This window comes from Rhodococcus sp. Z13_19A (assembly GCF_058133575.1).
In genome coordinates this window covers 132,527-145,629 of sequence record NZ_JBYUNN010000001.1, presented here as the reverse complement: position 1 = coordinate 145,629, position 13,103 = coordinate 132,527, and the positions used below count along the sequence as shown (strand labels likewise).

The 13,103-nt window shown below is 72.3% G+C and carries 13 protein-coding genes; 8 read left to right on the top strand and 5 right to left on the bottom strand.

The genetic code is table 11. The features are described 5' to 3' along the window. Position 1: 1 nt before the first annotated feature. Complete coding sequence (gene meaB / locus AC3YNX_RS00715) at positions 2-991, top strand: methylmalonyl Co-A mutase-associated GTPase MeaB (RefSeq protein ID WP_127783882.1); 990 nt, start codon at positions 2-4, stop codon at positions 989-991. A gap of 10 nt (positions 992-1,001) precedes the next feature. Here the strand turns inward: meaB and AC3YNX_RS00710 are convergent, their stop codons facing one another. Continuing rightward, positions 1,002-1,814, bottom strand: a complete 813-nt coding sequence (locus AC3YNX_RS00710) for an MIP/aquaporin family protein (protein WP_489994321.1) — start codon at positions 1,812-1,814, stop codon at positions 1,002-1,004. A 218-nt stretch (positions 1,815-2,032) separates the two neighbouring features. On the opposite strand from AC3YNX_RS00710, the gene AC3YNX_RS00705 reads away from it, so the two are divergent. Beyond that, on the top strand, positions 2,033-2,794 hold the full coding sequence (locus AC3YNX_RS00705) for an SDR family NAD(P)-dependent oxidoreductase (protein WP_489994320.1): 762 nt from the start codon (positions 2,033-2,035) through the stop codon (positions 2,792-2,794). 21 nt (positions 2,795-2,815) lie between these two features. Here AC3YNX_RS00705 and AC3YNX_RS00700 read toward each other — a convergent pair whose 3' ends face one another. Beyond that, positions 2,816-3,319 (bottom strand): flavin reductase family protein, encoded by a 504-nt coding sequence (locus AC3YNX_RS00700; RefSeq protein WP_489994319.1) that lies wholly within the window; start codon positions 3,317-3,319, stop codon positions 2,816-2,818. Positions 3,320-3,381: 62 nt separating this feature from the next. Between AC3YNX_RS00700 and AC3YNX_RS00695 the strand changes: the two genes are divergently transcribed. Further along, positions 3,382-3,585 carry a hypothetical protein gene (locus tag AC3YNX_RS00695; protein ID WP_489981830.1) on the top strand — a complete coding sequence of 68 codons (204 nt, stop codon included), beginning with the start codon at positions 3,382-3,384 and terminating at the stop codon, positions 3,583-3,585. Between the two features lie 16 nt (positions 3,586-3,601). On the opposite strand, the gene AC3YNX_RS00690 is transcribed toward AC3YNX_RS00695, so the two are convergent. Next, positions 3,602-4,549 carry an alpha/beta fold hydrolase gene (locus tag AC3YNX_RS00690; RefSeq protein WP_489994318.1) on the bottom strand — a complete coding sequence of 316 codons (948 nt, stop codon included), beginning with the start codon at positions 4,547-4,549 and terminating at the stop codon, positions 3,602-3,604. 101 nt (positions 4,550-4,650) lie between these two features. Here AC3YNX_RS00690 and AC3YNX_RS00685 point away from each other — a divergent pair, with 101 nt between their 5' ends. Next, on the top strand, positions 4,651-5,349 hold the full coding sequence (locus AC3YNX_RS00685) for an enoyl-CoA hydratase-related protein (RefSeq protein ID WP_127783876.1): 699 nt from the start codon (positions 4,651-4,653) through the stop codon (positions 5,347-5,349). After that, a complete protein-coding gene (locus AC3YNX_RS00680; protein WP_489994317.1) occupies positions 5,342-6,595 on the top strand; it encodes an amidohydrolase in 1,254 nt (417 codons plus the stop codon). The genes AC3YNX_RS00685 and AC3YNX_RS00680 overlap by 8 nt, the downstream gene beginning before the upstream one ends. Here AC3YNX_RS00680 and AC3YNX_RS00675 read toward each other — a convergent pair. Continuing rightward, positions 6,592-7,059, bottom strand: coding sequence for a gamma-glutamylcyclotransferase family protein (locus AC3YNX_RS00675; RefSeq protein ID WP_127783874.1), 468 nt, complete (start codon positions 7,057-7,059; stop codon positions 6,592-6,594). The two genes, AC3YNX_RS00680 and AC3YNX_RS00675, sit on opposite strands and share 4 nt — an antisense overlap. 136 nt (positions 7,060-7,195) lie before the next feature. Between AC3YNX_RS00675 and AC3YNX_RS00670 the strand changes: the two genes are divergently transcribed. After that, positions 7,196-8,629, top strand: coding sequence for an NAD(P)H-quinone dehydrogenase (locus AC3YNX_RS00670; RefSeq protein WP_489994316.1), 1,434 nt, complete (start codon positions 7,196-7,198; stop codon positions 8,627-8,629). Here the strand turns inward: AC3YNX_RS00670 and glpK are convergent, their stop codons facing one another. Further along, positions 8,630-10,165, bottom strand: coding sequence for a glycerol kinase GlpK (gene glpK, locus AC3YNX_RS00665; RefSeq protein ID WP_489994315.1), 1,536 nt, complete (start codon positions 10,163-10,165; stop codon positions 8,630-8,632). A gap of 150 nt (positions 10,166-10,315) precedes the next feature. Here glpK and AC3YNX_RS00660 point away from each other — a divergent pair, with 150 nt between their 5' ends. After that, complete coding sequence (locus tag AC3YNX_RS00660; protein WP_127783871.1) at positions 10,316-11,290, top strand: MIP/aquaporin family protein; 975 nt, start codon at positions 10,316-10,318, stop codon at positions 11,288-11,290. Positions 11,291-11,366: 76 nt separating this feature from the next. Then, on the top strand, positions 11,367-13,091 hold the full coding sequence (locus AC3YNX_RS00655; RefSeq protein WP_489994314.1) for a glycerol-3-phosphate dehydrogenase/oxidase: 1,725 nt from the start codon (positions 11,367-11,369) through the stop codon (positions 13,089-13,091). Positions 13,092-13,103 lie beyond the last annotated feature (12 nt).

Below are 13,103 nucleotides of genomic sequence, written 5' to 3'. Positions count from 1 at the left end.
CATGGGCGCACGTCCGCCCGTTGACGTCGACGCGCTGGCCGAGGGCATCACCGGGGGCAACCGCGCCCAGCTGGCCCGGGCGATCACCCTGGTGGAGTCCACCCGGGCGGACCACCGACAGCAGGCGCAGGAGCTGCTGCTGAAGCTGCTGCCCCAGGCCGGCGGGGCACACCGGATCGGCATCACCGGTGTGCCCGGCGTGGGCAAGTCCACGTTCATCGACGCCCTGGGCACGCTGCTCACCGGGGACGGGCACCGGGTGGCGGTGCTGGCGGTCGACCCGTCCTCCACCCGCACCGGGGGGTCGATCCTGGGCGACAAGACGCGGATGACGCGGCTGGCCAACGACCCCCAGGCGTTCATCCGGCCCTCGCCCACGGCAGGGACGCTGGGTGGGGTGGCGCGGGCGACGCGCGAGACCATGGTGCTGCTGGAGGCCGCGGGCTTCGACGTGATCCTGGTGGAGACCGTCGGGGTGGGGCAGTCGGAGGTGACCGTGTCGAACATGGTCGACTGCTTCTGCTTCCTCACCCTGGCCCGCACCGGCGACCAGCTGCAGGGCATCAAGAAGGGTGTGCTGGAGCTGGCCGACCTGGTCAGCGTGAACAAGGCCGACGGCAACCACGCCAAGGACGCCGAGCGCGCGGCCCGCGAGCTGGCCGGGGCACTGCGGCTGATCTACCCACCGGACTCGCTGTGGCGCCCACCGGTGCTCACCACGAGCGCGCTGGAGGGCACCGGGCTGCGGGAGTTCTGGGACACCGTGCTGCGCCACCAGAAGGTGCTGCGCGACGCCGGGGAGCTCGACCGCAAGCGCAGCCAGCAGCAGGTGGACTGGACCTGGACCATGGTGCGCGAGCAGCTGCTGGACCGGCTGCGCGACCACCCGCAGGTGCGGGCCCTGCGCGCCGACACCGAGCAGGCCGTGCGCGACGGTGAGCTCACCGCCGCGCTGGCCGCCCAGCAGATCCTGGCCGCCTTCGACGGCTAGCCGCGCCTGGCTAGGTGGTGGCGCCGGGAGAGCTGTCGCCCCGGTCGTGCCCCGTGGTGCCGGCCGACCGCGTGTGCTCGCCGGGGGTCTCCCGGGCGGTGGCCTCCGCGCTGCGCCGCTCGTCCGGGAACAGGAACAGCGTGACCAGCGCGGCGATCACTCCGCCGATCAGCGGCGCCACGATGAACAGCCACAGCTGGCTCAGCGCCGGACCACCCACGATGAGGGCGGGGCCGAGGCTGCGGGCAGGGTTCACCGAGGTGCCGGTGATCGGGATGCCGATGAGGTGCACCGTGGTGAGGGCGAAGCCGATGGCCACCCCGCCGAGCTGCGGCCACGCCGACCTGCGGGTGACGGTCAGCACCACCAGCACGAACAGGAAGGTCAGCACCACCTCGGCCAGGAACGCGCCCCAGCCGTTGACCAGGATCAGCGACTCGGCTCCGAACCCGTCGGCGCCGAGGCCGACGGTCTCCCGGTCGTAGGCCGGCGAGGCCTCGAACATCGCCCACAGCACCAGGGCGCCGATGATGCCGCCGATGAACTGGGCGATCCAGTAGCCGATGGCCTCGGCGATCCCGATGCGTCCAGCGGCCAGGAAGCCGATGGTGACGGCCGGGTTGACGTGGCAGCCGGAGATGGTGCCGAGGGAGTAGACCAGCACCAGCAGGACCAGGCCGAAGGTCAGCGCGGTGGCCACGATGCCGGCCGACGGTGAGGTACCGGTGAGACCGAAGCCGAGCGACAGCGTGGCCACCCCGACTGCGAAGAAGACCAGGAGCGCCGTGCCGAGCAGCTCCGCGAACAGCTTGCGTGGATCCATCGTGCACCTCCGGGCGAGGGCGGGGGTCCGCGCGTGGCACGGAGCCGGTGTGTCCAGAGTGGCCCAGGTCACCGGCACTGTCCACCGCCACCGGCGTGGCGCCCAAGGCGCAGTGGTGTTCCGGGCTGCGCAAGGATGGTGGTGACGTGCCCGCTACGTGCCCTTCGCGGTGGGTACGGCCCGGCTTGTCCACTGTCGCTTCGTCCTCCGGAGGAAACATGTCCGTCCTCGACCGATTCCGCCTCGACGGCAAGGTCGCCGTCATCACGGGCGCGTCCGCAGGTCTCGGCGTGGCCTTTGCCAAGGCGCTGTCGGAGGCGGGGGCCGACACCGCGCTGGGTGCACGCCGGGTCGACCGGCTGGAGTCCACCAAGGCGATGGTGGAGGCCAACGGCCGGCGCGCGATCGCGGTGGCCACCGACGTCGCCAGGCCGGAGGACTGCCAGGCCTTGGTGGACGCGGCGATGGCGGAGTTCGGCCGGGTGGACGTCCTGGTCAACAACGCCGGGATCGGCACCGCGGTACCCGCCACCAAGGAGACCCCGGAGCAGTTCCGCCAGGTCATCGACGTCAACCTCAACGGCTGCTACTGGATGGCACAGGCGTGCGGACGGGTGATGCAGCCGGGTAGCAGCATCGTGAACATCAGCAGCATCCTGGGCCTGACCACCGCTGGGCTGCCGCAGGCCGCCTACGCCGCGAGCAAGGCAGGACTGATCGGGCTGACCCGTGACCTGGCCCAGCAGTGGACCGGGCGCAAGGGCATCCGCGTGAACGCCATCGCTCCGGGGTTCTTCGCGTCGGAGATGACCGACGCCTACGCCCCGGAGTACCTGAGCTCCCAGCAGCCCCGGATGCTGGCCGGCCGGATGGGCGACCCTGAGGAGCTCGCTGCTGCGGTGCTGTTCCTGGCCAGCAGCGCCGGCGGCTACGTCACCGGGCAGACGCTGGCCGTGGACGGCGGCATCACCATCACCTAGCCGGGCGGGACCGGGGCCTGCTCACGCGTCGTGGCCGGGCTCCAGGTCCTTGACGTCGCGGAAGGTGACCAGCTCGCCGATCTCCTCGGCGACGCTGCCGGACTCGGGCTCCAGCAGGTGGGCGACGTGGTCGCCGAGCGGCAGCCGCTCCAGGATGCGTCCGCTGAACCAGGCGGTGGCGCCGTCCAGGATCGGCAGTCCCTCCGGCCCCTCGTGCCAGGCGCAGTCGGCGAACTTGTCCACCTCGTCGCCGGTGGTGGAGCCGAAGAGGCGGGCCAGCTCGCGGTCGGCGGGGGAGAGCACGTGCACCGCCAGGTGCGTGGCCTCGGCGGCGACCCGGTAGGTGTGGTTCTTGTTGGACAGCCCGACCAGGAAGCGACGAGGCTCGATGCTCACCTGGGTGGCGAAGCCGACCAGGCAGCCCGAGCGGTGACCGGCAACGGCCGTGGTCACCACGAACATCGGGTAGTTCAGCTGCCCGACCAGGGTCTCGAACGCGGCGCCACCATCGTTGTCAGCTGTCATGGGCTCATCGTCTCGCAGCCCGCCGAGCCCGTGCGCGGCGGACCCCTGCGACACTGGCGCCCGTGGACCAGGAACAGCGGGCGGTGTGCTCGGCCAAGGGGTGCCGAGAGGCCGCGACGTGGGCCGTGGTGTGGAACAACCCGAAGGTGCACACCCCAGAGCGGGAGAAGGTGTGGGTCGCCTGCGGCGAGCACCGCGACAGCCTGGCTGAGCACCTGCGGATGCGCTCGTTCCTGCGCCGGGTGGAGGCACTGAGCGACAGCTAGGCGCAGCAGTTGCTGGTCAGCCGGTGGACCGCTCTGCCTCGGTGAGCTCGACCACCTCGAGCAGGTGCCGCAGCACCGTGTCCGGGCGCTCCATCGGGATGAAGTGCGAGGCGTTCAGCTCCACGTACTGCGCCCCCGGGATGCGGTTCGCGGCGCTGCGCATGTCCTTGGCCGAGGCCAGCACGTCGTGCGTCCCGGCGATGAACACCGTGGGCACCGCGACCTTGCTCAGCGACACCCGGGTGTGCTCGTCGGCGGAGCGCGCCAGGTGCATGCCCCACTGCAGCGGGGTCTCCAGGTAGGTGTGCACCGCCCGGCGCACCACCGCAGGGTCTGCGCCGGGAAGCATGAAGCCGCTGTGCTGCAGGGCCTTGGTGGCCAGCGGGCCCAGCCGCAGCTGGCGGAGCACCGGGCTCACCGCCGGGCCCACGGTCTGCAGCGTGCGCGCCACCGCCCGCGCCACCGGCTGCCGCGCGAACCGGGGAATGCGCAGCGGTGCCCCCATCGCGTGGAACGTCCCGCCGGGAACCCCGGCCACGGCCACGATGCCGCGCACCCGCTCCGGGAAGCGCACCGCCAGCTCGAAGGCGGTGTTCACGCCGATGGACCAGCCCAGCACCACCGCCGACTCCACCCCCGCGTCGTCCAGCACCGCCAGCGCGTCCTCCACGAAGGTGTCCACGCCGACTCGCTCACGGTCGGCCGGTCGCTCGGAGCCGCCGATGCCCCGGTGGTTCCAGGAGATCACCCGCACCCCGCAGTCCTTGCGCAGCAGCGACGGCCACACGTGCGGGTTGGTGCCCAGGCCGTTGGCCAGCAGCACCGTGGGCCCGTCGGCGTCGTTGGTCCACGCCTCCACCACGGTGCCGTCGCCGCTGCGCACGGAGTAGAAGTGCAACGACTCTCCCGGGTGGGCGGTGGAGGAACCGTCGCTGGTGGCCCCTCGGCTGCGCTTGATCACCATGGCGCAGAGTCTGCCCCACCCTGAGCGGGGACTGCGGCAGGAGCGTCGCCACCGCGGGGCGATACCGTCTGCGGGAATGTCCCTATCCCAGAGGAGTCGGTGTGCCCTACCTGCAGCGTGACGGCGACGTGTTCGTGCTCAACCTCGGCGAGGAGGGTGCTGCCGACACCGAGAACCGGTTCAGCCCCGACTTCCTGGCCCAGGTGCACGCGCTGCTGGACGAGGTGGAGGCCTCCACCGGCAACGCTGCGCTGGTCACCACCGGCACCGGCAAGTTCTACTCCAACGGGCTGGACCTCGACTGGCTCGCCGGCCACCTCGACCAGACCTCGTCCTACGTGGGCACGATCCAGTCGCTGTTCGCCCGCGTGCTGCTGCTGCCGATGGCCACCGTGGCCGCCGTGCAGGGTCACGCCTTCGCCGGCGGCGGCATGCTCGCCGTGGCCCACGACGAGAAGGTCATGCGCGCCGACCGTGGCTTCTTCTGCCTGCCCGAGGTGGACATCAACATCCCGTTCACCCCCGGCATGGCGGCGCTGCTGCAGGCCCGGCTGTCCAAGGCCACCGCGCACACCGCGATGACCACCGGACGGCGCTACGGCGGAGCCGACGCGGCCGCTGCGGGGATCGTGGACGAGGCCGTCGGCCAGGAGCAGGTGCTGGAGCGGGCCATGGCCCGGGCGCAGGCGCTGGTGGGCAAGCGCGGCGACACCCTGGGCGCCATCAAGCAGGTGATGTACGGCCCGGCCGCAGCCGCGCTCACCGCCGAGGCCACGATCTCCTTTGACGGGAATGCCTGAGCGGGCCACCTCCCCGGCCGTCCCGGCCTGGCTGGAGGACTGGCTGCTCACCGGCCGCGACGAGCTCGTGCGCTGGCGCCGGCACCTGCACGCCCACCCCGAGCTGTCCCGCCACGAGGTGGACACCACCGCCTACGTCGCCGAGCGGCTGCGGGCGGCCGGGCTGCACCCGCGCACCCTGCCCTCGGGCACCGGGCTGGCCTGCGACATCGGCGACCCCGACGCCCCTGGGCCGCTGGTCGCGCTGCGGGCGGACATGGACGCGCTGCCGGTGCAGGAGCTGGTGCAGTCGCCGTACCGCTCGACGGTGGACGGGGTGATGCACGCCTGCGGGCACGACGCGCACACCGCGATCCTGCTCGGCACCGCGCTGGCGCTGGCCGCGGCACCCGCGCTGCCCGGCCGGGTGCGGGTGCTGTTCCAGCCCGCGGAGGAGGTGATGCCCGGCGGCGCGCTGGACGTCATCGCCGCCGGTTGGCTGGACGGCGTCTCCCGCATCTACGCCCTGCACTGCGACCCGCACGTGGCCGTCGGCCAGGTGGGGGTGCGCGCCGGTGCGCTCACCTCCGCCGCGGACCGCATCGAGCTGACCGTGCGCTCGCCCGGTGGGCACACCGCCCGGCCGCACCTCACCGCTGACCTGGTGCACGCCCTGGGCATGGTCATCACCGGGCTACCCATGATGCTGACCCGCCGGCTGGACCCCCGGTCGGCGTCGGTGCTGGTGTGGGGCGCGGTGCACGCCGGCGACGCGCCCAACGCCATCCCGCAGGGCGGCGTGCTGCGCGGGACACTGCGCACCGGCGACCGGGAGACCTGGGCGACGCTGAAGTCGGTGGTCTCGGAGATCGTGGCGTCGCTGCTGGCCCCCACCGGTGTCACCTACGAGCTGGACTACCGGCGTGGCGTGCCCCCGGTGGTCAACGACGTGGACTCGGCGCGGCTGCTGCGCGAGGCGGTCACGCAGGGGCTGGGTGAGCAGGCGGTGTGCGCCACGGTCCAGTCCAGCGGCGGCGAGGACTTCGCCTGGTACCTCGAGCAGGTGCCCGGCGCGCTGGCCCGGCTGGGCGTGTGGTCGGGCACCGGCGTGCAGCTGGACCTGCACCAGCCCACCTTCGAGATCGACGAGCGGGCGCTGGAGGTGGGGGTGCGCCTGCTGGTGCACACCACGCTGCAGACCTGGGCGGCAGGCCCGGACGGTCGCGGTCCCGCGGGCACCCCGGAGTCCGAGGGCCAGGCGGGCTAGTCGCTCTTGGTGCCGGGGCCGACGTTGCGGCTGGGCCGGGTGCGCAGGGCGTGCACGTAGTCCACCGGAGCGCCGGCGGCGTAGGCGGCGTCAGCCATCACGCCCAGGTAGCGGGCCGAGGGCAGTCCGCCCTCGTAGGCGTCGATGACGTACAGCCACGCCAGCACCGAGCCGGTGAGGGTCTGCACCCGCAGCCGCAGCTTGCGGTGGATGCCCAGCTCGGCGCCCTCCCAGCGGTCCAGGCTCTCCTCGTCGTCGGGGCTCATGTCGTAGAGCACCACGAAGACCTGGGAGTCGGGGTCCTCCACCACCGTGGCCAGCGCGCCCTCCCAGCCCAGGTCCTCGCCGGCGAAGGTGAGCCGCCAGCCGGGCAACCAGCCGGTGCCCGCCATGGGGGAGTGGGGGGCCCGCTGCATCATCTGCTCCGGGTCCATGTTGGAGCCGTAGGCGGCGTAGATCGGCACGGACAAGAGCGTAGCCGCGCGGTGTGGCGCAGCCGTCATCGGTGCAGGCGATACCGTGGGTGCCGTCAAACCCGCGTCCCTTGGTCCTACCGGGCCCCGACGTGGGCATCGAGCATCACCAAGCTTGGAGGAACCAGTGACCCGCATCGTGATCATCGGTGGTGGCCCTGCCGGGTACGAGGCGGCACTCGTGGCGGCGCAGTACGGCGCCGACGTGGTGGTCGTGGAGGCCGAGGGCCTCGGCGGGGCCTGCGTGCTCTACGACTGCGTGCCCTCCAAGACGTTCATCTCCTCTGCCGGCGTGCGCACCGACCTGCGGCGCGCGGCGGACCTGGGCGTGCAGATCGACCTGGACGAGGCCGCGGTGGCCGTGCCCGTGGTGCACGGCCGGGTGAAGTCCCTCGCCCTGGCCCAGTCGGCCGACATTCGGGTGCGCCTGCAGCGCGAGGGTGTGGAGCTCATCCGCGGCCGCGCGCGCCTGGTGGACGACGTCCCCGGCCTGGCCACGCACCGGGTCGCGGTGGAGCGGCTGGACGCGGAGGGCAACGTGACCCCGCCCGAGGAGGGCGAGGCCGAGGTGCTCGACGCCGACGTGGTGCTGCTGGCCACCGGCGCCCGTCCCCGGGTGCTGCCCGGTGCGGTGCCCGACGGCGAGCGGATCCTGGACTGGCGCCAGATCTACGACCTCAGCGAGCTGCCCGAGCACCTCATCGTGGTCGGCTCCGGCGTGACCGGCGCGGAGTTCGTCTCCGCCTACACCGAGATGGGCGTCAAGGTCACGCTGGTCTCCAGCCGCGACCGCGTGCTGCCCGGGGAGGACGCCGACGCCGCCGCGGTGCTGGAGGCGGTGCTCGCCGAGCGCGGCGTCACCCTGGTCAAGGAGGCCCGCGCCGAGACGGTGGAGCGCACCGAGTCCGGGGTTCGGGTGGTGATGGCCGACGGTCGCACGGTGGAGGGCAGCCACGCCCTGATGACGGTGGGCTCCGTGCCCAACACCGCGGGTCTGGGCCTGGAGCAGGTCGGCCTGCAGCTCAACCGGGGCGGCTACATCCCGGTGGACCGGGTCTCCCGCACCCAGGTGCCGGGCATCTACGCCGCCGGCGACTGCACCGGCCTGCTGCCGCTGGCCTCCGTGGCCGCGATGCAGGGCCGTACCGCCATGTGGCACGCCCTCGGCGAGGGCGTGCTGCCCATCAAGCTCAAGACCGTGGCCTCGGCGGTGTTCACCCGGCCGGAGCTGGCGACGGTGGGCATCAGCCAGAACGCGATTGACGCCGGCGAGGTGGCCGCGCGCACCGTGCTGCTGCCGCTGGCCACCAACCCGCGCGCCAAGATGCAGGGCCTGCGCCGCGGCTTCGTCAAGCTGTTCTGCCGGCCCTCCACCGGCGTGGTCATCGGCGGCGTGGTGGTGGCCCCGGTGGCGTCGGAGCTGATCCTGCCCATCGCGCTGGCCGTGCAGCACCACCTCACCGTCACCGACCTGGCCCAGACGTTCTCGGTGTACCCGTCGCTGTCCGGGTCGATCACCGAGACCGGCCGCCAGCTGATGGGCCACGACGACCTGGACTAGCTACTCCTCGTCGTCGACCCAGTCGAAGGTGCGGGTGACCGCCTTCTGCCAGCCGGCGTAGAGACGGTCGCGCTCCGCGGGGTCCATCGCCGGTGACCAGGTCTTGTCCTCGCGCCAGTTCTCCCGGATGTCGTCCTCGCTGGCCCAGAACCCCACCGCGAGACCGGCGGCGTAGGCCGCGCCCAGGGCGGTGGTCTCCGCCACCACCGGACGGACCACCTCCACGCCGAGCAGGTCGGCCTGGAACTGCATGAGCAGCTCGTTGACCACCATGCCGCCGTCGACCTTGAGCACCGTGAGGTCGACGCCGGAGTCCTTGTTCATCGCGTCGATGACCGCACGGGTCTGGTAGGCGGTCGCCTCCAGCACGGCGCGGGCGAGGTGGCCCTTGGTGACGTAGCGGGTGAGCCCGACGATGGCGCCGCGGGCGTCGGAGCGCCAGTACGGGGCGAACAGCCCGGAGAAGGCGGGCACGAAGTAGGCCCCGCCGTTGTCGTCCACCGAGCGGGCGTGGGTCTCGATGTCGGCGGCGGTCTCGATCATGCCCAGGTTGTCCCGCAGCCACTGCACCAGCGAGCCGGTGACCGCGATGGACCCCTCCAGCGCGTACACCGGGGCGTTCTCGCCGATCTTGTAGCAGACGGTGGTGAGCAGCCCGTTCTTGCTCATCACCTTCTCGGTGCCGGTGTTCAGCAGCACGAAGTTGCCGGTCCCGTACGTGTTCTTGGCCTCGCCCGGTGCCAGGCAGGCCTGGCCGAAGGTGGCTGCCTGCTGGTCGCCCAGGATGCCGGCGATGGGCACCCGGCTGAGCGTGCCGCGGGCGCGCACCTCGCCGTAGACCTGGGAGGAGCTCTTGATCTCGGGCAGCATCGACTCCGGGATGCCCATGTCCGCGCAGATCGCCGGGTCCCAGGTCAGGGTGTCCAGGTCCATCAGCAGCGTCCGCGAGGCGTTGGTGACGTCGGTCTGGTGCACCCCGCCGTCCGGGCCGCCCGTCATGTTCCACAGCACCCAGGAGTCCATGGTGCCGAAGCACAGCTCGCCGGCCTCGGCCCGCTCCCGCGCCCCCTCGACGTTGTCCAGGATCCACATCACCTTGGGGCCGGAGAAGTACGTGGCCAGCGGCAGCCCGGTGACGTCGCGGTAGCGGTCCGGGCCGTCGTCGGTGCCCAGGGCCGAGCAGATGCGGTCGGTGCGGGTGTCCTGCCAGACGATCGCGTTGTAGATCGGCTCGCCGGTGCGGCGGTCCCACACCACCGCGGTCTCCCGCTGGTTGGTGATGCCCACCGCGGCGATGTCGTCGGCGGTGAGGTCGGCGTCGGCCAGCGCCCCCGCGGTGACGTTGCGGACGTTGTTCCAGATCTCCATCGGGTCGTGCTCCACCCAGCCGGCCCGCGGGAAGATCTGCTCGTGCTCGCGCTGGTCGACGGCAACCACGCGCCCGGAGTGGTCGAAGATCATGCACCGGCTGGACGTGGTGCCCTGGTCGATCGCGGCAACGTACTTCTGGGGGGCGGCGCTGCTGGAGCTGCTCACGGGTCCTCCCTCTCTCCTGGCCGGTCCTGGGCTGCGGTTGTACCGTTCTGAGGTGGGTGACGTAGCCCACACGCTATCGCGTGAGGCAGTGCCGGTGGACGGCGAAGGCGGTGCCGGTGGACGGCGAAGGCAGTGCCGGGAGGCGAGGCCATGACCGACGTGACTCCGCTGCGACGAGCCGTTCGCCAGGGCAGCGGGCTGAAGCGGCTGGGCGGGACCTGGGGGGAGTGCCTGGCCGAGGGCCTGGGCACCTTCGTGCTCATCTCCTTCGGCAACGGCGTGGTGGCGATGGCCGTGGCGGGGCTGCCCGGCTCCGAGCGCACCGAGAGCCCCACCACGTTCTTCCTGGGTGCCGGTGACTGGCTGCTGATCACCTGGGGCTGGGCGCTGGCCGTGGCCTTCGGGGTGTACGTGGCCGGCGGCGTGAGCGGGGCGCACCTCAACCCCGCGGTCACCCTGGCGTTCGCCGTGCGCCGCGGGTTCGCCTGGCGCAAGGTCGCGCCCTACATGGGCTCCCAGGTGGTCGGTGCCTTCCTCGGAGCCGCGCTGGTCTACCTGGTCTACTACGACGCGATCGACGCGTACAACGCCGCGGTGGGGGCCACCAGGAGCTCCGCCGGCGGCAACACCACCTTCTCCATCTTCGGCACCGTGCCTGCGCCGTACTTCGAGGGCGCCATCGCCGGACCGCTGATCGACCAGGTGGTGGGCACCGCGTTCCTCATCGTCTTCGTGGCGGCGGTGGTCGACCTGCGCAACCAGGCGGTGCGGGCCAACCTCGGCCCGCTGCTGGTCGGTCTGGTGGTGGCCGCGATCGGGATGTCCTTCGGCGCCAACGCCGGGTACGCCATCAACCCTGCCCGCGACTTCGGGCCGCGGCTGTTCGCGTTCTTCGCCGGGTGGGGCGAGGTGGCGCTGCCGGGAACGGTGCCGGGCGCCTTCAGCTGGTACTTCTGGATACCCATCGTGGGTCCGCTGGTCGGGGGCGTGGTCGGCGTGCTCATCTACGATTGGTTCATCGGTGACGTGCTGCACGCCAGGTCGGCACTGCAGGCGTCCGACGACGCCTTCGACGCCCCCCGGCACCGTGCTGACGAGACCGACCCGCTCGCGTCCGAGGAGTGACCACGCGGCGCGGCGGAGGCAGCAGCACGACGACACGGTGCACCGCAGGCAGGCACGTCCGACCCAGGGAGCCGACTTGACCGAGCAGCAGCGAGATGGAGTGTTGGGCCCGCGCGAGCGTGCGGAGGCCTGGGAGAAGCTGGGTGCCGAGCAGTTCGACGTGATCGTCATCGGCGGTGGGGTGGTGGGCGCGGGCGCGGCGCTGGACGCGGCCACCCGAGGGCTGCGGGTGGCCCTGGTGGAGGCGCGCGACCTGGCGTCGGGCACGTCCAGCCGCTCGTCCAAGATGTTCCACGGTGGCCTGCGCTACCTGGAGCAGCTGGAGTTCGGCCTGGTGCGCGAGGCGCTGCACGAGCGGGAGCTGTCGCTGTCCACCCTGGCCCCGCACCTGGTCAAGCCGCTGAAGTTCCTCTACCCGCTCACCCACCGGGTGTGGGAGCGCCCGTACGTGGCGGCGGGGATGTTCCTCTACGACACCATGGGCGGGGCCAAGTCGGTGCCGCGCCAGCACCACCTCACCCGGGCGGCAGCGCTGCGGCTGGCTCCGGGGCTCAAGCCCAAGGCGCTGGTCGGCGGCATCCGCTACTACGACACCGTGGTGGACGACGCCCGGCACACCATGACGGTGGCCCGCACGGCGGCGCACTACGGCGCGGTTGTGCGCACCTCCACCCAGGTGGTGGGGTTCCTCCGCGAGGCCGACCGGATCAGCGGGGTGCGGGTGCGCGACTCCGAGGACGGTCGGGAGACCGAGGTGCACGGCCACGCCGTCATCAACGCCACCGGTGTGTGGACCGACGAGCTGCAGCACGTCGCCGGCGGGCGTGGGCGGTTCAAGGTGCGGGCCTCCAAGGGCGTGCACGTCGTGGTGGGTCGGGACAAGATCGTGAGCGAGGCGGCGATGATCCTGCGCACCGAGACCTCGGTGCTGTTCGTCATCCCGTGGGGCCACCACTGGATCATCGGCACCACCGACACCGACTGGAACCTCGACCTGGCGCACCCGGCGGCCACCCGTGCCGACATCGACTACCTGCTCGACCACGTCAACCGGGTGCTGGCGGTGCCGCTGACCCCCGCCGACATCGAGGGCGTCTACGCCGGCCTGCGCCCGCTGCTGGCGGGGGAGAGCGAGCAGAGCTCCAAGCTCTCCCGCGAGCACGCCGTGGCCCGCGTCGCGCCGGGGCTGGTGGCCATCGCCGGCGGCAAGTACACCACCTACCGGGTGATGGGCGCCGATGCCGTGGACGTCGCCGCCGAGGACGTGCCCACCCGGGTGGCGGACTCGGTGACCGACAAGGTCCCGCTGCTGGGCGCGGACGGCTACTACGCGCTGGTGAACCAGGCACAGCAGGTGGGTGAGCGCCACGGGCTGCACCCCTACCGGGTGCGCCACCTGCTCGACCGGTACGGCTCGGAGATCGACCAGGTGCTCGCGCTGGCCGCCGACGACCCGAGCCTGTTGCGTCCCCTCGCGAAGGCGCCGGACTACCTGCGGGTGGAGGTGGTGTACGGCGCTGCGGCCGAGGGCGCGCTGCACCTGGAGGACGTGCTGGCCCGGCGCACCCGCATCTCCATCGAGTACGACCACCGCGGCGTGGACTGCGCCAGGGAGGCGGCTGAGCTGCTGGCCCCGGTGCTCGGGTGGGACGAGGCGACCACCACGAGGGAGGTGGAGACCTACACGTCGCGGGTGCACGCCGAGGTGGAGTCGCAGACCGAGCTCACCGACGCTGCGGCGGACGCGCTGCGCGCCGCCGCCCCCGAGGCGCGGGAGAAGATCGCCGAGCCGCTGACCTGAGCCGCCCTGACG

What these genes read in the sequence shown, in the direction of transcription:
- AC3YNX_RS00690 (WP_489994318.1), bottom strand. Translation starts at nt 4,549, where the DNA reads ATGGTGATCAAGCGCAGCCGAGGGGCCACCAGCGACGGTTCCTCCACC.
- AC3YNX_RS00680 (WP_489994317.1), top strand. Translation starts at nt 5,342, where the DNA reads ATGCCTGAGCGGGCCACCTCCCCGGCCGTCCCGGCCTGGCTGGAGGAC.
- AC3YNX_RS00700 (WP_489994319.1), bottom strand. Translation starts at nt 3,319, where the DNA reads ATGACAGCTGACAACGATGGTGGCGCCGCGTTCGAGACCCTGGTCGGG.
- AC3YNX_RS00705 (WP_489994320.1), top strand. Translation starts at nt 2,033, where the DNA reads ATGTCCGTCCTCGACCGATTCCGCCTCGACGGCAAGGTCGCCGTCATC.
- meaB (WP_127783882.1), top strand. Translation starts at nt 2, where the DNA reads ATGGGCGCACGTCCGCCCGTTGACGTCGACGCGCTGGCCGAGGGCATC.
- AC3YNX_RS00660 (WP_127783871.1), top strand. Translation starts at nt 10,316, where the DNA reads ATGACCGACGTGACTCCGCTGCGACGAGCCGTTCGCCAGGGCAGCGGG.
- AC3YNX_RS00710 (WP_489994321.1), bottom strand. Translation starts at nt 1,814, where the DNA reads ATGGATCCACGCAAGCTGTTCGCGGAGCTGCTCGGCACGGCGCTCCTG.